The sequence below is a fragment of the Streptomyces sp. NPDC088762 genome (assembly GCF_044750905.1).
Classification (GTDB): Bacteria; Actinomycetota; Actinomycetes; order Streptomycetales; family Streptomycetaceae; genus Streptomyces.
In genome coordinates, this window is the sequence record NZ_JBIVKT010000007.1 from 203,646 (window position 1) to 223,804 (window position 20,159).

Genomic DNA, 20,159 nt, shown 5'->3' on the forward strand with positions numbered 1-20,159 from the left:
GGCTGACGGGGGCGAAATCCAGCCTCGCCGGCGTTTGAGGCGCGGGGTCTGGGGCGGAGCCCCAGGGTCTTTCAGCCCGTCCGGCGTTTGAGGACCGGGGCCGGGCAGGGCCCGGGGAACGGTGGAAGGGCGGGTAGGGGACGGCCCCGCGCAGCGGTTCAGGCCGCGGGGGTCCGGACGGGCCCAGCGGTTCAGGCTACGTGGCCGGGAACGGGGGGCAGCGGTTGAGGCCGTGGGGGCCCGGACGGGCGTAGGGGTTCAGGCTGCGGGGGCGAGACCGGGCGCAGCGGTTCAGGCCGCGGGGGCCCGGAGGCAGCGGTTCAGGCCGCTGGGGTCGGGGACGGTTCGGGGGAGGGGGCGCGGAGGCGGGACACGCGGCGCCAGCCCGCGGCCGCCTTCGCCGCCGAGCCGGCCGCCAGGCCCCACGCGGCGCCCGCCACACCGAACACCGCGTACCCGCCCAGCAGCAGCGCCACCGAGAGGAGGGAGAAGACCACCTGCAGGGACAGCGTGGACTTGGGGGCCAGGACCCGCAGGGTCAGGAGGGCGCAGGTGCCGAGGCCCATCACCGCGTACTGCGCCCCCGTCGCCGGCAGCAGCGCGGACGCCGCCGCCCACGTGTCGCCCAGCAGTTCCCGCCCCAGCCGGCCGGGCAGCAGGGAGAGGACCGTGGCCCAGCCCGCCCCCACGGCCGCGAACACCGCGCCCAGGAGCAGCGTCGCGCGGACCGTTGCCCGCCGCCCGCCGAGGCGCCCCAGCACGGGAGGGCCGAAGGCGTTCGCGGAGTTGAACAGCACGTTCAGCGGCCCGAACAGCGTCGTCGCACCCCGCAGCGCACCCACCGCCAGCGGAGTCGCGAAGACGCCGAGGCCCAGGACGGCGAGCTGGCTGGAGCCGTTGCCCACCGCGAACTCGACCACGAACCGCTGCCCCAGGTGCCCCCGCCGCAGGTACGGCCGCAGCTCCGCGCGGGCACCGCGCACGTACGGCCGCAGCAGCCACAGCCCCAGCCCCAGAGCCGGCAGCGCGGAGAGCCCCCACGCCAGTACCAGCCGCCCCGCGGAGGCACCGGAGGGCTGCACGGCCAGCGCCGCGACCACGCACACCAGCCGCAGCGCATCGGCGGCCAGCGCCCGCTCGGGGGCCCGCAGCGCGGAGAAGCAGTAGCGCAGCCCGTCCTGGAGCAGCACCAGCGGCAGTACGAGGCCCAGCGCCAGGAAGGCCCGCCCCGCGGGCCCCGCGAGCGCGAGGCCGACGAGGGCCAGCACCGCTCCGAGCACCGCCGAGGCGGCCGCCGTGAAGGCGGCGGCCGACCGGCACACCGTGCCCAGCCGATCGCCCTTCTCCAGGACCACGCTCTGGCCGACGTAGGCCATGTTCAGCCCGAGGAGCACGCTGAAGGCCACGTACACCATCGAGAAGTCGGCGAAGCCGGACGCCGAGGACAGCCGGGCTGCCAGCACCAGCACGAGGATGTTCGTGGCGCTGGACGCCGCCTGGTCCAGGACCGACGCGACCGCCGCGAGGCCGCGCCGGCTCACCGCCTGCCCGTGCGGACGGTCCGCAGGGCGACCGTGTCGGTGCCGTCGCCAGGGATGTGCTGCTCGTTCTCGGCGACCTCGTAGGGGATCGGCTGCGGCGAGGACGGCGTGGTCGATGACGGCGCGGACGGCGGCGGAGCCGGGGCGTCCGGGCCGCCCTTGCCGCGGCCCCGCTTCTCGCCGGGCAGCGGCGCGTGCAGCACCGCGCCGAGCACGGTACCGCCGGCCCCGCTGATCAGCTCGCGGATCCGCTGCAGGTCGGTGCGGTGGACGGCGCGCGGGTCGCAGACGACCAGGACGCCGTCGACGCGGTCGACCAGTGCGAGTGCGTCGGCGTACGAGAGCACGGGCGGCGCGAGCACCACGACGGTGGAGTTGGGGGAGTCGGCCTCGGAGATCAGCCGGGTGGTGCGCGGCGAGGTCAGCGCACGGGCCACGTTGCGCACGCGCTGGCCCGGGATCAGGTCGAAGGCGCCGGACTCCCCGGCGTCCACGACGAGCTGGCGCCCGTCGGGCCACTCGGTGTCGGAGTGCTTCGCCGGTTGCTTCCCGGCGCCGGGACCGCCCGCGTCACCGGAGGTCCGGCTCCAGCGCGGCCGGCCGCCCGCGTCGGTGGGCAGCTGGCTGGCCAGCACCGGGGTGCGCAGGTCGGCCTCGATGAGCAGCACGTCCTTGCCGGTCTCCGCGAAGGAGGCGCCGAGGTTCACGGCCACCGCGGCGGCCGTCTCGCTGCTGCCGCGCGGGGCGACGACGAGCAGCCGGCGCCGGTCGGCGAAGCGGGAGTCGTAGGCGAGCCGGAAGGCCACCGAGCGGTACTCCTCGGCCAGCCGCGGATCGGCCTCGCCCGCGGCGAGCAGCGGCCCGCCGCCCGTCTTGTCCCGGGGGAGGTAGCCGAGTACGGGCGCGCGCAGGGCCCGCGCCACATCGCCCTCGGAGCGCGGCGCCGGGTCGAAGACGAGCCGGACCCAGGCGGCGAGGAGACCGAGCGCCAGGCCCACGGCCGCGCCGAGCGCGAGCGACATGGGGATGCCGGGGCCGTCGGGCGAACTGGGCGGCGTCGCGGCGCTGGTGACCCGGCCCGGGGTCATGTCGAGGGTTTCCAGCTTGGTGATCTTGGTGTTGTAGCCGCCGACCTCGCTCTGCAGGTCGGTCTTGGTGGAGGTGGCGGCGTCGCGCGGGGCGCCGGCCGGCATCCGGGCGATCTCCTTGGTGAGCTCGTCGAGCTGCTTGGCGATCGGGTCGCGCTGGTCCTTGTAGCCCTTGACCATCTTGTCGCGGGTGGCGTCGAGGGCCTCCTGCCGCTTGAGCAGGTAGGCCTCGGTCATCGCGTTGGCGCGCCGGGCCGCCTCCTTGGGCGAGGACGCGGTGTAGGTGAAGCGGAGCACCATCGACTGCGGCGGGTTGGTGACCTGGAGCCCGCCGCGCAGCGCGGCGAAGCCGGACGGGCCCACGCCGAGCTTCTTCGCCGCCTCGTTGGCTATGGAGGAGCTGAGCGCGACCTGCCGCTCCGAGCCGATGTTGATCGCCTTGTCGGGGGCGAGGCTCGGGTTGAACGGGTCGTCGGTGGGCGCCCGCAGCACGACGTCGGTGGTGGCGACGTAGGTGTCGGCCGTGGAGATGCCGAGGTAGACGCCGCCCAGCAGGCCGACCCCGATGCCGGCGCCGATGAGCCTGCGGTAGCGCAGGAGTTGCCGGAACTGGTCTCTGAGGAGATCGGGTTCGTCCTCGGCCGGTGCCGCCGCGGGGCGGTTCGCTTCGATCACGGGCGGGGACCCCCAAGTGCCTCGTCCATCAGTGCGTCGATGCGGGCCAGGCCCGCTTCACGGCTCAGGTGGGCCGCCACGTGGCGGGGCCCGGCCGCTCCCAGTGCGTCCGCGCCCTCGGGGTCCTCGGCCAGGGCCCGTACGGCCTTCAGCAGGGCCTCGGGGTCCTCCGGCGGTACGAGCACCCCTGCGCCCGAGCGCTCCACCTCCTGGGCGGTTCCGCCCTCCGCCGCCACGGAGGCGACGACGGGCCGGCCGGCCTGGAAGTAGGAGGTGAGCTTGGACGGCACGCTCATGTCCATCACCGCCGCGTGCTGCGTGACCGCGAGCACGTCCGCCGCCGCGAGGATATCCGGGAACTCGCCGTCGGCGGCAGGGGGGATGATGTCCAGGTTGGGCACGTCGGCCGAGAGCTCGGCGAGCGCCGAGCGCTGACTGCCGTCGCCCATCAGGACGAAACGGACGCTCGGATCCAGCCGGGCGGCGCCCACGAGCACTTCGAGCCCCTGCTTGAGGCCCATGTTCCCGGAGTGCAGGACGACCGTCTGGCCCGGGGCCCAGCCGAGGTGGTGACGGGTCTCGGCGCGCGGCTTGGTGGGCTCGGCCACGTGGGACCAGTTGGGCACCAGGCGGATGCGGCCCGGGTCCACGCCCATGCCGACGACCCGGTCCACGAAGGTCTCGTGGATGACCCCGACGAGGGTGGCCCGCTTGAGGGCGTACGCCTCGGCGCGGCCCGCGATCGCGGCGGCCTTGTCGCCCCCGCTGATGCCGCTCTGCGCGGCGGCGGCGCCCATCAGGTCCTGGACGACCGGGACGTAGGGGACCTTCCACCGCGCCGCGAGCCGGGCGGCGAGCACCCCGCCCGCCAGGCTGGGCATCTGCGCGAGGACCGCCTGCGGCTTCGGCATCCGGGGCGGGGCCACGGCTCCGTGCAGCAGGATCGATCCTTCGAACAGGGCCCGCTTCACGGCGGTCTGGCGCGGTGGCACGGTGTGCGCGCGCCGGTGCACGGTGACCCCCGCGCGCTGTTCCGTGCGCCGTAGCGCCCCCTTGTACTCCGGCTCGAGCGACCACGACGGGTAGTGCGGCATGCCGGCGAGGACGTGGGTCTCGTGGCCGAGATCCGCCCAATGCTCCGCGATCTGGGTGGCGTACGGCCCGATCCCCGCGTGCTCCGGAGCGTAATTGGTGGAAACCAGCAGCAGGCGCCGGTGACCGGATCTGGACACTGAACGTCCCCTTCTCCCCTGGATGATGCGCACGTCACCCTATGCGTTCACCGGCATGGTGGGGAACGTGCACGCTATTGTCTGCTAATCCGCCACACCGGGGGGTGTGGCTGCTGGGGGTAACAGATGACGGAGCGGGACATGTCCGACCTTGGCGCGCCCGCGCGGCCGGGAGCACAACGGGCGTACAGAATCGGCTACGCGCCGGGAGCGTACGATCTCTTCCATATCGGGCATCTCAATATCCTTCGCCACGCCCGCAGTCAGTGCGACTACCTGGTGGCCGGAGTGGTCTCGGACGAGATGGCCGAACTCGCCAAGGGGCGCCGCCCGATGATCCCGCTCGTCGAGCGCCTCGAAATCGTGCGCAGCGTCAAGTACGTCGACGCCGCCTTCGTCGAGACGGTCCCCGACAAGGTGGAGACCTGGCGGCAGGTCCGCTTCGACGTCATCTTCAAGGGCGACGACTGGCGGGGGACCCCCAAGGGCGACAAGCTGGAGAAGGACTTCGCCGCCCACGGGGTCGACGTCGTGTACTTCCCCTATACCGTGCACACGTCCAGCACCCAGCTGCGCAGGGCGCTGGACGCGCTCGCCGAACCGGCCGCCGCGCCGGACGGGCCGCTCACCGCGGAACGGCGCTGAGCTCCCGGAACCACTTCGTGAGGAACGCCGCCAGGAACAGGGCGGCGGCCACCCCGAAGCCGGTGTACGCCCAGCGGAACAGCTCCCCGCCGCCGAGCAGCAGGAACACCACGCAGAACACCCCGTAGTCCACGGGGAGCAGCGCCACCGCGCGTACGGTCGAGGGCGCCTCCGCCGGGCTCCCGGGGGCGGCCTTCGGCTTGAGCTTCTCGGTCAGCAGCCCGCCGAAGTAGGTCACGACGGCGGCCAGCTGGAAGCCGAGGGGCACCAGCAGCCAGCCGTCGGCTTCCGTCCCGTACTCGGCCGGGAAGCGGTAGAAGGCGATCAGCACGCAGGCGTGCAGCGCGGTCAGCTTGGCGCAGTCCACGACGTGGTCGAGCCACTCGCCCGCCGCGCTGCCGCCCCCGCGCAGCCGGGCCAGCTGCCCGTCGGCGGAGTCGAAGGCGAAGCCGAGGGCGAGCGCGGCCCAGACGGCGATACCCAGCCCCCACGAGGGCGCGGCCAGCGCGACCGCGGCCGCCGCGGCGAGGCTGAACGCGGCGCTGATCAGCGTCACCTGGTTCGGTGTGAGCCCGAGCGCGTACGACCCGGCGGCCAGGACCCGCCCGGCCGGCCGGTTGACGAACCGGGAGTAGAGCGACACGCCCTTCGCCGATTTCTGCGCGCCGCGCAGCTCCCGCAGCGCCGTACCGACACTCGCCATGCGTGCCCCTGTTCGTGTGTTCGTGTGCTCGTGTGTTCGGAGGAAGGCCACATCATCGCAGGGCGCACGCCGACGTCCGCTCGGGCTCCGGCCTCGTGTCCGGGAGGGACTTACGTCCGGGAGCCGCCCGGGGCCGGCACCACCCGCAGCAGCACCACCGACCGCGCCGGGACCGTCAGCGTCTCCCCGCCGCGGTGCCGGGTGCCCGGGGCCGCGGCCTGGTCCTCCCGCGAGGTGTCCAGGACCAGTTCGTACTCCGCCGCCCACGGCGCCCCCGGCAGCACCCACGCCGCCGGCCGGTCCCCGGTGTGCAGCACGGCCAGGAAGCTGTCGTCCGTCACCTGCCGGCCCCGCTCGTCACGGCCCGGAATGTCCCGCCCGGACAGGTACATGCCGAGCGTGGCGGACGGCGCGTACCAGTCCCGCTCCGTCATCTCCGCGCCCGCCGCGGTGAACCAGGCCAGGTCCCGCAGCCCGTCCGCCCCCTGCGGCCGCCCCGAGAAGAACGCCCGCCGCCGCAGCACCGGATGGGCCCGGCGCAGCGAGATCAGCCGGGAGACCAGGGCGAACTGCTCCCGCCAGGCCGGATCCTCCAGCAGCGACCAGTCCACCCAGCCCGTCTCGTTGTCCTGGCAGTACGCGTTGTTGTTGCCGCCCTGCGTGCGCCCGAACTCGTCGCCCGCGACCAGCATCGGCACCCCCGTCGACAGCAGCAGGGTGGTGAGCAGGTTGCGCAGCTGGCGGCGCCGCAGGACGCCGATCCGCGGATCGTCGCTCTCGCCCTCCGCCCCGCAGTTCCACGACCGGTTGTCGTTCGTCCCGTCCCGGCCCGCCTCGCCGTTCGCCTCGTTGTGCTTGCGCTCGTACGACACGAGGTCCCGCAGCGTGAAACCGTCGTGCGCCGTCACGAAGTTCACCGAGGCGTACGGCCGCCGCCCGCCCCACGCGTACAGGTCGCTCGAACCGGACAGCCGGTACCCGAGGTCCCGTACGTCGGGCAGCGCGCCCCGCCAGAAGTCCCGTACGGCATCGCGGTACCGGTCGTTCCACTCCGTCCACAGCGGCGGGAAGGCCCCGACCTGGTAGCCGCCCGAGCCCACGTCCCAGGGTTCCGCGATCAGCTTGACCCGCCGCAGCACCGGGTCCTGGGCGATGACCGCGAGGAACGGCGACAGCATGTCCACGTCGTGCATCGAGCGGGCCAGCGCCGCCGCCAGGTCGAAGCGGAATCCGTCCACCCCCATCTCGGTCACCCAGTAGCGCAGGGAGTCCGTGATCAGGCGCAGCACGTGCGGGCGCCCCGCGTGCAGGGTGTTCCCGCAGCCCGTGTAGTCGGCGTAGCGGCGCTGGTCCGACTGGAGCCGGTAGTAGCCCCGGTTGTCGATCCCGCGCAGCGACAGCGTCGGCCCGAGCTCGCCCGCCTCGGCGGTGTGGTTGTAGACCACGTCGAGGATCACCTCGATCCCGGCCGCGTGCAGGGCGCGCACCATCCGCTTGAACTCCCCGACCTGCTGCCCGGCCGTACCGCTCGCCGAGTAGCCCGCGTGCGGGGCGAAGTAGCCGACCGAGTTGTAGCCCCAGTAGTTGCGCAGTCCCCGGCGCAGCAGGTGGTCCTCGTGCGCGAACTGGTGCACCGGCAGCAGCTCGACCGCCGTCACGCCCAGCCGCGTCAGGTGCTCGATCGCAGCCGGGTGGGCGAGGCCCGCGTAGGTGCCGCGCAGCTCCTCGGGAATACCGGGATGGCGCATCGTGAAGCCGCGCACGTGCAGCTCGTAGATCACCGAATCGGCCCACGGGGTCTTCGGCCGGACGTCGTCCGCCCAGTCGTCGTCGTCGTGGACCACGACGCCCTTGGGGACGAAGGGCGCCGAGTCCCGGTCGTCGCGCACGGTGTCGGCGATGTACTGCTGCGGCCAGTCGCGGACGTGCCCGTAGACCTCCGGCGGCAGGGTGAAGTCCCCGTCCACGGCCCGTGCGTACGGGTCCAGGAGCAGTTTGGCCGGATTGTGGCGCACGCCCGTCCAGGGATCCCAGCGTCCGTGGACCCGGAACCCGTAGCGCTGCCCGGGGCGCACGCCGGGCACGAAGCCGTGCCAGATCTCGTGCGTGAGCTCCGTCAGGGAGCAGCGGGTCTCGGTGGCGTGGGGGCCGTCCCCGTCGAAGAGGCACAGCTCCACCGCCTCGGCACCCTGCGCCCACAGAGCGAAGTTGGTGCCCGCCGTCCCCTCGGCTCCGTCGCCCGGGCGGAACCGCGCCCCGAGGGGGTGCGAGGATCCCGGCCACACCGGTGGCCCCGGGCGCACGGAGACACGCGGGAACTGCCCTCTGGCCTGGCCGTTCGGCTGCCCGTTCGGCTGCCCGTCGGGCCTGCCGTCCGGTGGGCCGTCCGGCCGGCCGCGGGGCCGGTCGTCGGTCTGCGGCACGGGCGCGGCCAGACCGCTCCGCACCACGCCGGCGGCGTGCCCGGCGTTCCCGACGGCTTCCACCGCCTCTTCCTGCTCGGCTGCGCTCGACACTGCCCGCCTCCACGGCTCCTGGGTACCTGCGGGGGAGGGGAGTGCGGCCCCGGCGTCCCGGCCCGGGCCCGTCCCCGTCTGGTCCTTCCCAGTGTTCTGCCCGGACTGTTCTCCCCGGAACGTGCGTCCCGCTCACGTTTCCCCCGGAGGGCCCCCGTCGTTGGAGGGATCGTGACACTTCTGACGAGGCGGGCAGGGGCGGGCTTGGCCGCCGTGGCGGCGTGGGCGGCCCTGCTCGGCGGCCTGGCGGGATGCACCGGGGACGGCCGGTCGCCGGTCGAGATCGAGCTCCCGGGCAAACCCCGTTCACCGGACGAGGCCATCCGGATCACCCCCGACGACAACGCGAAGGGGGTCCCGGCCGACGGGCGGCTCATGGTCACCGTGCCCGAGGGCCGGCTGGAGCGGGTCGTGGTCACCAAGGTGGAGGACGCGCAGGAGGAGCAGGTCCCCGGCGCCATCGCCGAGGACGGGCTGAGCTGGAGCCCCGACGAATCGGCCGGCCGGCTCGCCCTGGCGGCCAAGTACACCGTGGACGCGGTCGCCCTCGACGGGCACAACCGCCGCCAGGCCCGGCACACCACCTTCACCACCTACGTCCCCGAGGAGCGGTTCATCGGCTACTTCAAGCCCGAGCACCGGTCCACCGTCGGCACCGGCATGATCATCTCCTTCAACTTCAGCCGGGCCATCACGCGCCGCGCCGAAGTGGAGCGGGCCATCACCGTGACGTCCGACCCGCCCGTGCAGGTGGTCGGCCACTGGTTCGGCGGGGAGCGGCTCGACTTCCGGCCCAAGGCGTACTGGAAGCCCGGCACCGAGGTCACGGTGAAGGTGAACCTCCGCGACGTCGAGGGCGCCCCCGGCTCCTACGGCATCCAGGCCAAGACGGTCACCTTCACCGTCGGGCGCTCCCAGATCTCCACCGTGGACGCCGCCGCGCACACCATGGAGGTCCGCAGGGACGGGGAACTGCTGTCGACCGTGCCGATCAGCGCCGGAGCCCCCAAGACCACCACCTACAACGGGAAGATGGTGGTGATGGAGATGTTCGACGTCACCCGGATGAACGGCCAGACCGTCGGTTTCGGCGGCGAGTACGACATCCCCGACGTCCCGCACGCCATGCGGCTCACCTCCTCCGGGACCTTCCTCCACGGGAACTACTGGCTCAGCCCCGACACCTTCGGCAAGAGCAACATGAGCCACGGGTGCGTGGGCCTGCGCGACGACAAGGGCGGCGGCTCGGACACCCCGGCCGGCTGGTTCTTCGACCGGACTCTGGTCGGTGACGTGGTGGAGGTCGTCAACTCGCAGGACAAGACGGTGGCCCCCAACAACGGCCTGGGCGGCTGGAACATGTCCTGGGCCGACTGGGTCGCGGGCTCCGCCATCGCCTGAGCCGGTCCGGTCGCTCCGGACGGGCCGCCGGCCGTCCGGACCCGACCGATCCGGCACTTGGGACGGAACAGTGACAAGACCGTGCCTTTTCGTAGTCTCCCCATGTGATTACCTGTCGACAAGCGCGCGACTGCCCGCGCGCGGGGGACATGGGGAGAACACGAGTGAACCTGCAGCCGATACGCGGCCGAGCCCGCACCGGCCTGCCGGCCCTTCTGCTGGGGGCGGCCCTGCTGCTGACCACCGCGTGCAGCGGTGGCGGAGGAGGCAACAGCAGTGGCAGCGGTGACAACGGCGGGGGCGGCGGCAAGACCGGCACCGAGGCGTCGAAGGCCGTGGTCAACATCAAGCCCGACGACGGGGCCAAGGAAGTCGCCACCAGCGGCATCCTGAAGATCACTAGCACCGGCGGCAAGCTCACCACGGTGACCGTCGCCGACACCAAGGGCAACGCGGTCGAGGGCAAGATCGGCGCCGACGGCGCGAGCTGGGAGCCGGACCGCCATCTGGCCTCCGCCACCGAGTACAAGGTGCACGCGGTCGCCAAGGACGAGGCCGGCCGGGAGTCCGCCAAGGACACCACCTTCACCACGCTCACCCCGCAGAACACCTTCGTGGGCCACTACACGCCCGAGGACGGCGAGACCGTCGGCGTGGGCATGCCGGTCTCGATCAACTTCAGCCGCGGGATCACCAACCCCGAGGCCGTGGAGAAGGCCATCACGGTGACGGCCGAGCCGTCCGTCCCCGTCGAGGGCCACTGGTTCGGCAACGACCGCCTCGACTTCCGCCCGGAGAAGTACTGGGCCGCGGGCACCAAGGTCACCGTGAAGCTCGCCCTCGACGGGGTCGAGGGCCGCCCCGGCGTCTACGGCAAGCAGACCCGTACGGTCACCTTCACCATCGGCCGCTCCCAGGTCTCCACGGTCGACGCGAGCGCGCACACCATGGAGGTCGTCCGCGACGGCCAGGTGCTCAAGAACCTGCCGATCACCGCGGGCGCGCCGTCGACGACGACGTACAACGGCCAGATGGTCATCAGCGAGAAGTACAAGGTCACGCGGATGAACGGCGCGACCGTCGGCTTCGGCGGCGAGTACGACATCTCCGACGTCCCGCACGCCATGCGGCTGTCGAACTCGGGCACCTTCGTCCACGGCAACTACTGGGCCTCCTCCGGCACGTTCGGCTCGGAGAACGTCAGCCACGGCTGTGTCGGTCTCAAGGACGTCCGCGGCGCCGGTGACGGAAACCAGCCCGCCGCCTGGTTCTTCAACGAGTCCCTCATCGGTGACGTCGTCATCGTGAAGAACTCCAAGGACAAGCAGATCGCCCCGGACAACGGCCTCAACGGCTGGAACATGGACTGGGCGGAGTGGATCAAGTAATCCCCTCCCGCAGGTAAACCCCGTGGCTCGGTGCTGTGACACACAGCACCGAGCCACGCGGCGTTAACCGCCACTAACCTGGCCCGTATGACCCTCTCTCTCGAAGTCTCCGAAGGCGTCGGCACCATCCGCCTGGACCGGCCGCCCATGAACGCCCTGGACATCGCCACCCAGGACCGGCTGCGCGAGCTCGCGGTGGAGGCGGCCGACCGGGCAGAAGTCCGCGCGGTCGTCCTCTACGGCGGCGAGAAGGTGTTCGCGGCGGGCGCGGACATCAAGGAGATGCAGGTGATGGACCACGCGGCGATGGTCGCCCGGTCCCGCGCCCTCCAGGACTCCTTCACCGCCGTGGCCCGCATCCCGAAGCCCGTCGTCGCGGCGGTCACCGGCTACGCGCTGGGCGGTGGTTGCGAGCTCGCACTGTGCGCCGACTACCGGATCGCCGCCGACAACGCGAAGCTCGGCCAGCCCGAGATCCTGCTCGGCCTGATCCCGGGCGCCGGCGGCACCCAGCGGCTGTCCCGGCTGATCGGCCCCTCCAAGGCCAAGGACCTGATCTTCACCGGGCGCATGGTCAAGGCCGACGAGGCGCTCGCCCTGGGCCTGGTGGACCGCGTCGTTCCGGCCGCCGAGGTGTACGAGCAGGCGCACGCCTGGGCCGCCAGGCTGGCGCAGGGGCCGGCGATGGCGCTGCGGGCCGCCAAGGAGTGCGTGGACGCGGGCCTGGAGGCCGACATCGACACCGGCCTCACCATCGAACGCAACTGGTTCGCGGGGCTGTTCGCCACCGAGGACCGGGAGCGCGGCATGCGCAGCTTCGTCGAAGAGGGCCCCGGCAAGGCCAAGTTCGTCCCGTAGGTGTCTCCGTCCTCCCTGAGGGTGGATTAGCCAGGCCTTAAGTGAGGATTAAGCAGAAACCGTGATCCACTCACGGTGATCACCGCAGCGCACAACGTCACCGCAGGTCACCAGCGGTATACCCACCCTCTGCTTGCCCTGTGCATATGACAGGACACCCTCCGGGAATGCGTGATCCCGGAGGGTGTTTTCCCGGGGAACGGCCCGGAGGGGCGCCCGGGCCGTCCATGATGGGTGCATGGCGGGCCTGGAGGGTGTGGAACAGCCGCGGCAGCGCAGCGGCGCTTCGGCCGTACGGCACACGGCGGCTCTTGAGGACGAACAGGGTCTCAAGGCGCTGGAGGAGTACGGGAATCCGGCCGAGGCGGAAGTGACGCTGCCGTCCCTGCCCGAGTCGGCCGGAACCGCCCGCAGGCTCACCCAGTGCGTGGTGGTCCGCCTGTGGGGCCTTTCGCCGCAGATCGCCGAACACGCCGTCCTGCTGGTCTCCGAACTCGTCGGCAACGCGGTCCGGCACACCGGGGCCCGCTCCTTCGGCTTACGGATGCTGCGGCGGCGCGGCTGGATCCGGGTCGAGGTGCGCGATCCCTCGCGCGGGCTGCCGTGCCTGATGCCGGTCCACGAGATGGACACCACCGGCCGGGGGCTCTTCCTCGTCGACAAGCTCTCCGACCGCTGGGGTGCAGACCTGCTGCCGCGCGGGAAGATCACCTGGTTCGAGATGCGGGTCGCGGACCGACAGGGCGGCTGAGCGCCGCCGCGCCCGTGCCGAACCGGCCCTGATCGTGCCGGACATGCCTGAAGCCCCCGGGGCGCCGTGGTGGGGCGGTGCGGGGGCTTCATGGATGTGCCGAGGATCAAAAGGGGTGTGTGATCCTCGGCGGGCGACTTCGCTCGGGTCAATGGGGAAGCCGTGGTTCCGACTATGGCAGACGAGGGCTCAAACGCCAAAAGTCCCGACTCGGACATAAGTGGGCAAATAGTAAGAGTTTCTCGCTAAATCCTAGGTGAGGTGAGCCACTCACCTCGTAATCCATGAATAAATATCGACCGCTCAGCGTAAATCGTTGATCAGATAGCGGACGCACGCTCTGCCGGACCTGATCGACGGACGTCCTGAATTGGGTCAATCATTACCTTCCGGGCCTATCGGCCCTTAAATGGGCAGGTGCTCTCACATCCAGGCCGCCGCGCGGCCCTGCGCGCGGCCGGTCTCGCCGTGGCCGGCGCCGCCACGGCCGGTCTCACCGCCGCGTGCGGATCGGGCCGCCCCGCCACCGCGCCCACCGCCCCGCCCCCGGGGCCGGCCAAGCCGGCCCGCCCGGCGCAGGCGGCCCCGGCCGCCCCGCGCCGGTTCGCCGGCCAGCCCGTGGAGATCGGCCACGGCCCGCGCGACCGACCCCGGGTCGCCCTCACCTTCCACGGCAACGGGGAACCCGCCATCGCCCGGGCGGTGCTGGCCGAGGCCGAAAGAGCGGGCGCGCGGGTGACCGTACTGGCCATCGGCAGCTGGCTCGACGCCCACCCCGAGATGGCCCGCCGGATCCTCGACGGCGGCCACGAGCTCGGCAACCACACCCACCGCCACCTCGCGATCAACACCATGCCCGAGGCACAGGCGTACGCCGAGATCACCGGCTGCGCGCAGCGGCTCAAGCGGCTCACCGGCTCGATCGGCACCTGGTTCCGGCCCTCGCAGACCCAGTACGCGACCCCGCTCGTCCGGAAACTGGCGCAGCGGGCGGGCTACCCGCACGTCCTCTCGTACGACGTGGACTCCCTCGACTTCACCTCGCCCGGCGCCGCGGCCGTCATCCGCACCGTCACCGGGACGATCCAGCGCGGATCGGTGGTGAGCCTGCATTTCGGCTACGCGGACACGGTCGACGCGATGCCGCCCCTCCTCGAAGAACTCGCGCGCCGCAACCTGCGCGCGGTGACCACCACGGAGCTGCTGACGCCATGAAGACCACCCGCCTTCCCCGGAAGGCCACCGTGCTGCTGGCCGGTCTGGTCCTCGCCGCCCTGGCCGGCTGCGGATCGGCCGACAAGGGACCCGCCGAGGCGCTCGGAACCAAGGGTCCGGCCAGGCCCGCCAAGGCCGTTCCGGCCGTCCCGCCCGGCCTGGCGGGCATGCCCCCGCTGCTCGACCCCCACGACGTCTACGCGGCGGACCGCCCGAACAAGCTCTCCCCGGTGGTCAAGGACTTCCCCTCGCGCGTCTACGTGCCCAACACCAACTCCAACACGGTGTCCGTCATCGACCCGGCCACCTACCAGGTCATCGACACGATCCCGGTCGGCGTCCAGCCCCAGCACGTGGTGCCGTCCTGGGACCTCAAGACCCTGTGGGTCAACAACAACCGCGGCCACACGCTCACCCCGATCAACCCGGCCACCGGCGAAGCCGGAAAGCCGGTCGAGGTGCACGACCCGTACAACCTGTACTTCACGCCGAACGGCAAGTACGCGGTCGTCATGGCCTCGATGGACAAAGAGCTGGTCTTCCGCGATCCGCACACGATGGACCGCGTGAAAACCGTCCCAGTGACCTGTTATGGCGTCAATCACGCGGACTTCTCCGCCGACGGCCGCTACTTCATCGTGAGTTGTGAGTTCTCCGGTGAACTCCTCAAGGTCGACACGGAGAAGATGGAGGTCATCGGCCAGCAGAAACTGCCGTTCGAGGGCGCGATGCCGCAGGACGTCAAGGTCTCCCCGGACGGAAAGACCTTCTACGTCGCGGACATGATGGCGCACGGCATGTGGGTGCTGAGCGGGGACAAGTTCGAGACCCCCAAGCTGCTGCCCACCGGCAAGGGCTGCCACGGCCTGTACGTGAGCCGTGACTCCAAGGAGATGTACGTCTCCAACCGCGGCGAGGGCACCATCTCCGTCTTCGACTTCCCGAAGAACAAGCTCACCAAGAAGTGGGAGCTGCCCGACGGTGGCAGCCCCGACATGGGTGGCGTCTCCGCCGACGGCAAGGTGCTGTGGCTCTCGGGCCGCTACAACTCCGAGGTCTACGCGATCGACACCGTCACCGGCGAGCAGCTCGCCCGGATCCCGGTGGGCGGCGGACCGCACGGACTCGCCGTCTACCCGCAGCCGGGCCGCTACTCGCTGGGCCACACCGGCATCTTCCGCTGAGCACGGGCGCCGAGGACGGGCGCCGGGCACGAGAGCGGCGGTGACACGGGAGCCCGCACAGCCCCCGTGGCACCGCCGCCGTATCACCAGGCGACCGGAAGCCGTTCCGGCAGTCGCTTGATGAAGCCCGTACGCCACACCAGGTTCTCCGCCGGCACGGCGAGGCGGAGCCCGGCCAGCCGCTCCACCAGCACCTCCAGCGCGATCTCGGCGTGGGCGCGGCCCAGGGCGGAGGCCGGGCAGAAGTGCCGGCCCGCTCCGAAGGCGAGGTGGGCGTGGGAGCTCTCCCGCTCCAGGTCGAGCTCCTCCGGGTTCTCGAAGGCCTCCGGGTCGAAGTTGGCGCCCTCCAGGAGCACGAGCACCAGCTCGCCCTCCTTCACCAGCACGTCACCGACCTGGATGTCCGCCAGCGCGATGCGCGGCAGGCCGTCGCCGACGGACAGGTTCCAGCGCAACAGCTCGTCGACCGCCTTCCCCATGCGCTCGGGGTGCTCGCGCAGGTAGCCGATGAGCTCGGGCCGCTGGAGCAGCGCCAGGACCGCGAGGACCAGGAACGCGGAGGTGGAGACCGCACCCGCCCCGAAGAGCGAGACGGCGACCGTCGCGAACATGTCGTCGGTCAGGTGCGCCGACTCCGGGTCCGCCTCCTTCAGCTCGGCGAACCTGCCGAGGAGCCCCGTACGCTCCTCGGCGGGCAGTGCGAGCTGGACGTTCAGCTGCTCGACGAAGTAGCCCACGTCCTTGTACCAGTTGAGTGCCGAGTCGGCGAACGGCTCGCGCGCCGTCATGAACGCGACGTCCAGCCCCGACATCAGCCGGCGCCAGTCCTCGAAGGGGACGCCGAGCACCTGACAGTGCAGGGCCGCCGAGAAGGGGTCGGCGAAGCCGGCCCGGAGGTCGGCCGGACCGCCCTCGGCGATCAGCTGGTCGACGAGCTCGCCGGCCTTGGCGCGCAGCCAGTCCTGGAGCCCCTTCTGGCGCGGGTTGAGCGCCTTCATCACGGCGTTGCGCAGGCCCGCGCTGTTGATGTTGCCCATGTTGTTGACGACCTCGGGCGGGATCGTCAGCGCGTACTGGCGCGGAACGCCGGCGTTCGCCGTGTCCTTCAGGCTGAACCGCTCGTCCTCCAGCACCTGCTTGGCCAGCGTGTAACTGCTCACCAGCCACGCCTGGTCACCGGTGAGGGTCCGGACCCTGGCCACCGGAGCCTTCTCGCGGAGCCACGTGCACTCCTCCGGAAGCACGTCACCGCGCCGCGAGAGCGGGAAGTCGAGGAGCGGCTGCTCCTGTTGCCCCCGGCCCTCAAGCTGCTCGACGCTCATCGACGATCCCTTCGGTTGGTGCGTGGTTCACGGTGTTCGTGTTCTTCCCGGAGCCCTCGCCGCCGGCGGGCCGCTCGGCGGCCTCGGGCCGGACGACGGCGTACGCCTGGTTGCGGGTCGCGCGCAGACCCCCGCCGCGCGCGTAGAGGACATCTGTCAGCGGCATCTTCACGTGGTAGGCCGCCACCGACGACGGCACGTCCAGAATGCTCGGGGTGTCCACGAAGAACGGCAGCTCGGCCGCCATGTAATCGAAACAGACCTGCAACTGTTCGTCTGTGATGGATTCACCTTCCGGCAACTTGGAGCCGACAAAGTGCAAGGCCATCTTCTCGCAGCCCTTGCGGAATTCGTCGTCGGTCTCCAGGAAATGCAGAACGCGCCGGTGCAGTAGTTGGTAAACGGGGTTCGATTGGAACTCCGAAAGTGCCCTCACCCGGATCTCGGCCTGTGGTGGTCCTGATTCATCCACACCCTTGAGTATGCGACGCCGGACCGCCTTGATCTCCTTCGTCGCACGCTTCTCCGCGTGCTCCCGGGTGTAGCCGAAAGCGGCGAACATCCGGTCCACGTGGAGGTCCGCGTAGACGAAGTCGACCTGCGCGAAGCGGGTCGTGGCCCACTGGGCGAGACTGGTGATGCGCTCGGAGCTGAAGTAACTGTTTCCAGGACTCACTCCGATGAGCACATGGTCGCCGTCTTCCCAGATATGGCGGCAAGTGCGGGTGAAGGGCAGAACTTCGAATGATGTATCAGCTGTGATCGTCACCTGTGATCGCCCTTGTTGCCGCTTGTCCCTGGGAGCCCTGCGCTCCTGGTGTGGCGGCAATGTCGGTACGTTATGCCGTGCTCCCGGAGCGTGACAAGTGGGGGCTGGATTTGTTGGCTGGAATTATCGCTTCCGCATGACGGAAAAGGTGATTTGAATTTCTGTCTGCCGCTCGAACGGGACCCGAGGCGGGGGTGGCCCGGGAAGGCCGCTACCCTGAGCCGGTCAACAAGCACCAAGAAGGGGTGGACCCAGTGGCGGACATCGACAGCGCGAAGACGACCTTCGAGCGGTTCGACAAGGACGGCGACGGCTTCGTCACCGCCGACGAGTACCGCGAGGCCATGGCCGCCATGGGCGACCTGATGGTCACCGGCCCGGTCGCGGAGGCCGTGATCGCCGCCAAGGACACCAACGGCGACAAGCTGCTGAGCTTCGACGAGTTCTGGGCCTCCCTGAACAAGTAACGCCCGCGCCGCCGCGCCCCCTCCCCACGGCCTGCCGGGGCGGGGGCGCGGCGCGGTGGACACCGGCCTAGGCGCCCTCCATGTCCTCGACTTCGGAGAGGGCCTCCTCCAGCCAGTGCAGCCAGAACGTCTCCAGGGCGATCCCGCCGTGCAGGACGAGCCGCCGCAGCCGGTCCTCGACGGCGTCCCGTTCCGCCGGGAAGTCCTTCTCCTCGATGGCCTCGTACTGGGCCAGCTGGCGCCGGTGCAGCTCCAAGTGGCGGCGCAGTTCGGGCCCGAGGCCGTGCGGCCCGACGACGCCGGCCGCCCGGATGCGCAGCAGCAGCGGGTCGCGCATGGGCTTGGGGTCCTGGCTCTCGCCGACCCACCGGGCCAGCTCCGCGCTGCCGGCGGGCAGGACCTCGTACTCCTTCTTCTGCCCGCGGACGGGGGCGTCGGTCGGGAGCGCGCGGATCAGGCCGGAGTCTTCGAGGCGGCCGAGCTCGCGGTAGATCTGCTGGTGCGTCGCGGACCAGAAGTATCCGATGGACTTGTCGAACCGCCGGGTCAGCTCCAGCCCGGACGAGGGCTTCTCGAGCAGGGCGGTGAGGATGGCGTGCGGCAGGGACATGCCGCCATCCTAGGTTTGCGGGGCCCTGCCGCCTGCCGCCTGCCGCTGCGCGGGGGCTTCCCCACCCCGCCCCTTCCCGAAACCGGGGGCTCCGCCCCCGGCCCCCGCCCCGGGGCTCCGCCCCGGACCCGGGCGGGGGCTCCGCCCCCGAACCCCCGCGCCTCAAACGCCGGCGGGGCTGGAATTGCGCTCCGCGCATCGGGGCCCGGGGCCCGGGGGTCGGTTACCGCCAGGTGGTCAGGGAGTCCGGGGTTCGGGGGCCCGGGGCGTTCGCGGTGAGGAAGCCGTGGGTGCGGAGGAAGGACGTGACCGCCGGGGCCCACGCCTGGCGCAGGCCCGCCGAGGACAGGAGTTCGGGGTCCGCGAGGAGGGACCCAGCCGGCCCGGTCCGGATGCCCGACGGGGTCAGGACCGCCGCGTCGTCGGCCCAGCGGACCGCCAGCTCCACGTCGTGGGTGGCCATCACCACCGTGGTCCCGGCCGACCGCAGCCCGGCCAGCACGTCCAGCAGCCGTTCCTGCCCGTCGGGGTCCAGCCCGGCCGTCGGCTCGTCCAGGATCAGCACCCGCGGAGCCATCGCCACCGCCCCCGCGATCGCCGCCCGCTTGCGCTGCCCGTAGGAGAGCAGGTGCGTCGGCCGGTCCCGCAGCGCCGTAATGTCCAGCGCCGACAAGGCCGATTCCACGCGCTCGCGGACCTCCGCCACCGGCAGGCCGAGGTTCATGGGGCCGAAGGACACGTCCTGTTCCACCGAGGCCGCGAACAGCTGGTCGTCCGGGTCCTGGACCACCAGCTGCACCGCCGTCCGCAGCCGGGTCAGGCCGGCCCGGTCGTGGGCCACCACCTCCCCGTCCAGGCGCAGCGCGCCCGAGCCCGGCCGCAGCCCCCCGCTCAGAAGCCGCATCAGCGTGGTCTTGCCGCTGCCGTTGCGGCCCAGCAGGACCAGCGCCCGGCCCTCGGCGATCCCGAAGTCCACCCCGGACAGCACGGCGGGCCCGTCCTCGTACGCGTAGCCCGCGCCCACCAATTCCACCAACGGCCTCACAGGTACAGCTCCTTCAGTACGAGGGTCACGGCCACCAGGGCCGCCAGCAGCGCGCCGGACGTGGCCAGGAACCGCCAGGACAGTGCCGCGTCCGGTACGAGCACCCGCAGCGTGCCGTCGTAGCCGCGCCCGGCCAGGCCCGTCTGGAGCCGGGCCGCGCGGTCGAAGGCCCGTACGAAGGAGGTCGCGGCGAGCCCGGCCAGCGAACGCCACGCCGCGGCCCGCCCGGTGGTGCCCAGGCGGGCCGCCTGCGCCTGGCGTACGCGGGCGAGGGAGTCGAGCAGCAGGAAGCCGATCCGGTACATGACCAGGGCCACGTCCACCACCGGGGCCGGCACCCCCGCCCGGACCAGCCGCGGCAGCACGTCCGAGACGGGGGTGGTGAAGGCGAACAGCAGCACGCCCAGCGAGGCCGCCGAGGTGCGCAGCAGCAGCTCCGCGGCCTGCCGGGGCCCGTCGGGGGCCAGTGCGACGAACCCGTCGGGCCCGCCCACCGCGAACAGCAGCGGCAGCGCCCCGGTGAAGCAGAAGCCGAGCGGGATCCGGAAGGCCCGCCACAGCTGCCGCCCGGCCACCCCGGCGGGCCCGAGGAGCACGGCCAGGGTGGCGGCGGCGACCAGCGGCCCGCCCGGCCACGGAGGCAGGCACACCGCGGTGACGGTCAGCCCGATCCCCAGCAGGGCCTTCTCCAGCGGGTGGCGGCGGCGCCAGCGGCTGCTGTGGGCGGCCGCGTCGATCGGCAGCACCGC

18 protein-coding genes are annotated in these 20,159 nt (G+C 71.9%); 8 read left to right on the plus strand and 10 right to left on the minus strand.

The genetic code is table 11. The features are described 5' to 3' along the window. Positions 1 to 320: 320 nt before the first annotated feature. From ACIP5M_RS18890 to ACIP5M_RS18900, 3 genes are read right to left on the minus strand one after another with little or no spacing between them, the layout of a single operon-like run. A complete protein-coding gene (locus ACIP5M_RS18890; protein ID WP_401198359.1) occupies positions 321 to 1,541 on the minus strand; it encodes a hypothetical protein in 1,221 nt (406 codons plus the stop codon). Further along, positions 1,538 to 3,304 (minus strand): lipopolysaccharide biosynthesis protein, encoded by a 1,767-nt coding sequence (locus tag ACIP5M_RS18895; protein WP_401198361.1) that lies wholly within the window; start codon positions 3,302 to 3,304, stop codon positions 1,538 to 1,540. Before ACIP5M_RS18895 ends, ACIP5M_RS18890 begins: the two co-directional genes overlap by 4 nt. Next, positions 3,301 to 4,506, minus strand: a complete 1,206-nt coding sequence (locus ACIP5M_RS18900) for a glycosyltransferase family 4 protein (RefSeq protein WP_401198549.1) — start codon at positions 4,504 to 4,506, stop codon at positions 3,301 to 3,303. Before ACIP5M_RS18900 ends, ACIP5M_RS18895 begins: the two co-directional genes overlap by 4 nt. Before the next feature lie 171 nt (positions 4,507 to 4,677). Between ACIP5M_RS18900 and ACIP5M_RS18905 the strand changes: the two genes are divergently transcribed. Beyond that, positions 4,678 to 5,181, plus strand: coding sequence for an adenylyltransferase/cytidyltransferase family protein (locus ACIP5M_RS18905; RefSeq protein WP_401198363.1), 504 nt, complete (start codon positions 4,678 to 4,680; stop codon positions 5,179 to 5,181). Here ACIP5M_RS18905 and ACIP5M_RS18910 read toward each other — a convergent pair. Then, on the minus strand, positions 5,162 to 5,884 hold the full coding sequence (locus tag ACIP5M_RS18910; protein ID WP_401198365.1) for a CDP-alcohol phosphatidyltransferase family protein: 723 nt from the start codon (positions 5,882 to 5,884) through the stop codon (positions 5,162 to 5,164). The two genes, ACIP5M_RS18905 and ACIP5M_RS18910, sit on opposite strands and share 20 nt — an antisense overlap. A 110-nt stretch (positions 5,885 to 5,994) precedes the next feature. Continuing rightward, positions 5,995 to 8,400 carry a glycogen debranching protein GlgX gene (gene glgX / locus ACIP5M_RS18915; protein ID WP_401198367.1) on the minus strand — a complete coding sequence of 802 codons (2,406 nt, stop codon included), beginning with the start codon at positions 8,398 to 8,400 and terminating at the stop codon, positions 5,995 to 5,997. A 180-nt stretch (positions 8,401 to 8,580) separates the two neighbouring features. Here glgX and ACIP5M_RS18920 point away from each other — a divergent pair, with 180 nt between their 5' ends. The 6 genes from ACIP5M_RS18920 to ACIP5M_RS18945 all read left to right on the plus strand — a co-directional run bounded on the left by ACIP5M_RS18920 (position 8,581) and on the right by ACIP5M_RS18945 (position 15,197). Then, on the plus strand, positions 8,581 to 9,801 hold the full coding sequence (locus ACIP5M_RS18920; RefSeq protein ID WP_401198551.1) for an Ig-like domain-containing protein: 1,221 nt from the start codon (positions 8,581 to 8,583) through the stop codon (positions 9,799 to 9,801). 149 nt (positions 9,802 to 9,950) lie between these two features. Beyond that, positions 9,951 to 11,189 carry an Ig-like domain-containing protein gene (locus tag ACIP5M_RS18925; RefSeq protein WP_401198369.1) on the plus strand — a complete coding sequence of 413 codons (1,239 nt, stop codon included), beginning with the start codon at positions 9,951 to 9,953 and terminating at the stop codon, positions 11,187 to 11,189. An 87-nt stretch (positions 11,190 to 11,276) separates the two neighbouring features. Further along, the gene (locus ACIP5M_RS18930) at positions 11,277 to 12,047 is read left to right on the plus strand and encodes an enoyl-CoA hydratase/isomerase family protein (protein WP_401198371.1); all 771 of its coding nucleotides are present in this window, start codon (positions 11,277 to 11,279) and stop codon (positions 12,045 to 12,047) included. Between the two features lie 238 nt (positions 12,048 to 12,285). Continuing rightward, positions 12,286 to 12,798: an ATP-binding protein gene (locus ACIP5M_RS18935; protein ID WP_401198372.1), complete on the plus strand. Its 513-nt coding sequence runs from the start codon at positions 12,286 to 12,288 to the stop codon at positions 12,796 to 12,798. A gap of 417 nt (positions 12,799 to 13,215) precedes the next feature. Beyond that, positions 13,216 to 14,013: a polysaccharide deacetylase family protein gene (locus ACIP5M_RS18940; RefSeq protein WP_401198374.1), complete on the plus strand. Its 798-nt coding sequence runs from the start codon at positions 13,216 to 13,218 to the stop codon at positions 14,011 to 14,013. Further along, positions 14,010 to 15,197, plus strand: a complete 1,188-nt coding sequence (locus ACIP5M_RS18945) for a YncE family protein (RefSeq protein WP_401198376.1) — start codon at positions 14,010 to 14,012, stop codon at positions 15,195 to 15,197. Before ACIP5M_RS18940 ends, ACIP5M_RS18945 begins: the two co-directional genes overlap by 4 nt. A gap of 83 nt (positions 15,198 to 15,280) precedes the next feature. Here the strand turns inward: ACIP5M_RS18945 and ACIP5M_RS18950 are convergent, their stop codons facing one another. Together ACIP5M_RS18950 and ACIP5M_RS18955 are read right to left on the minus strand one after the other, a co-directional pair. Next, complete coding sequence (locus ACIP5M_RS18950) at positions 15,281 to 16,519, minus strand: cytochrome P450 (RefSeq protein ID WP_401198378.1); 1,239 nt, start codon at positions 16,517 to 16,519, stop codon at positions 15,281 to 15,283. Beyond that, positions 16,500 to 17,288 (minus strand): tRNA-dependent cyclodipeptide synthase, encoded by a 789-nt coding sequence (locus ACIP5M_RS18955; RefSeq protein WP_401198380.1) that lies wholly within the window; start codon positions 17,286 to 17,288, stop codon positions 16,500 to 16,502. Before ACIP5M_RS18955 ends, ACIP5M_RS18950 begins: the two co-directional genes overlap by 20 nt. A gap of 254 nt (positions 17,289 to 17,542) precedes the next feature. Between ACIP5M_RS18955 and ACIP5M_RS18960 the strand changes: the two genes are divergently transcribed. Beyond that, positions 17,543 to 17,755, plus strand: coding sequence for an EF-hand domain-containing protein (locus ACIP5M_RS18960; RefSeq protein ID WP_401198382.1), 213 nt, complete (start codon positions 17,543 to 17,545; stop codon positions 17,753 to 17,755). Between the two features lie 67 nt (positions 17,756 to 17,822). Here ACIP5M_RS18960 and ACIP5M_RS18965 read toward each other — a convergent pair whose 3' ends face one another. The 3 genes from ACIP5M_RS18965 to cbiQ all read right to left on the minus strand — a co-directional run bounded on the left by ACIP5M_RS18965 (position 17,823) and on the right by cbiQ (position 20,156). Further along, positions 17,823 to 18,365: a PadR family transcriptional regulator gene (locus ACIP5M_RS18965; RefSeq protein WP_401198384.1), complete on the minus strand. Its 543-nt coding sequence runs from the start codon at positions 18,363 to 18,365 to the stop codon at positions 17,823 to 17,825. A gap of 223 nt (positions 18,366 to 18,588) precedes the next feature. Next, the gene (locus ACIP5M_RS18970; RefSeq protein ID WP_401198386.1) at positions 18,589 to 19,410 is read right to left on the minus strand and encodes an energy-coupling factor ABC transporter ATP-binding protein; all 822 of its coding nucleotides are present in this window, start codon (positions 19,408 to 19,410) and stop codon (positions 18,589 to 18,591) included. Then, entirely contained in the window at positions 19,407 to 20,156 is a 750-nt protein-coding gene (gene cbiQ / locus ACIP5M_RS18975; RefSeq protein WP_401198388.1) for a cobalt ECF transporter T component CbiQ, read from the minus strand. Before cbiQ ends, ACIP5M_RS18970 begins: the two co-directional genes overlap by 4 nt. Between the last annotated feature and the right edge of the window lie 3 nt (positions 20,157 to 20,159).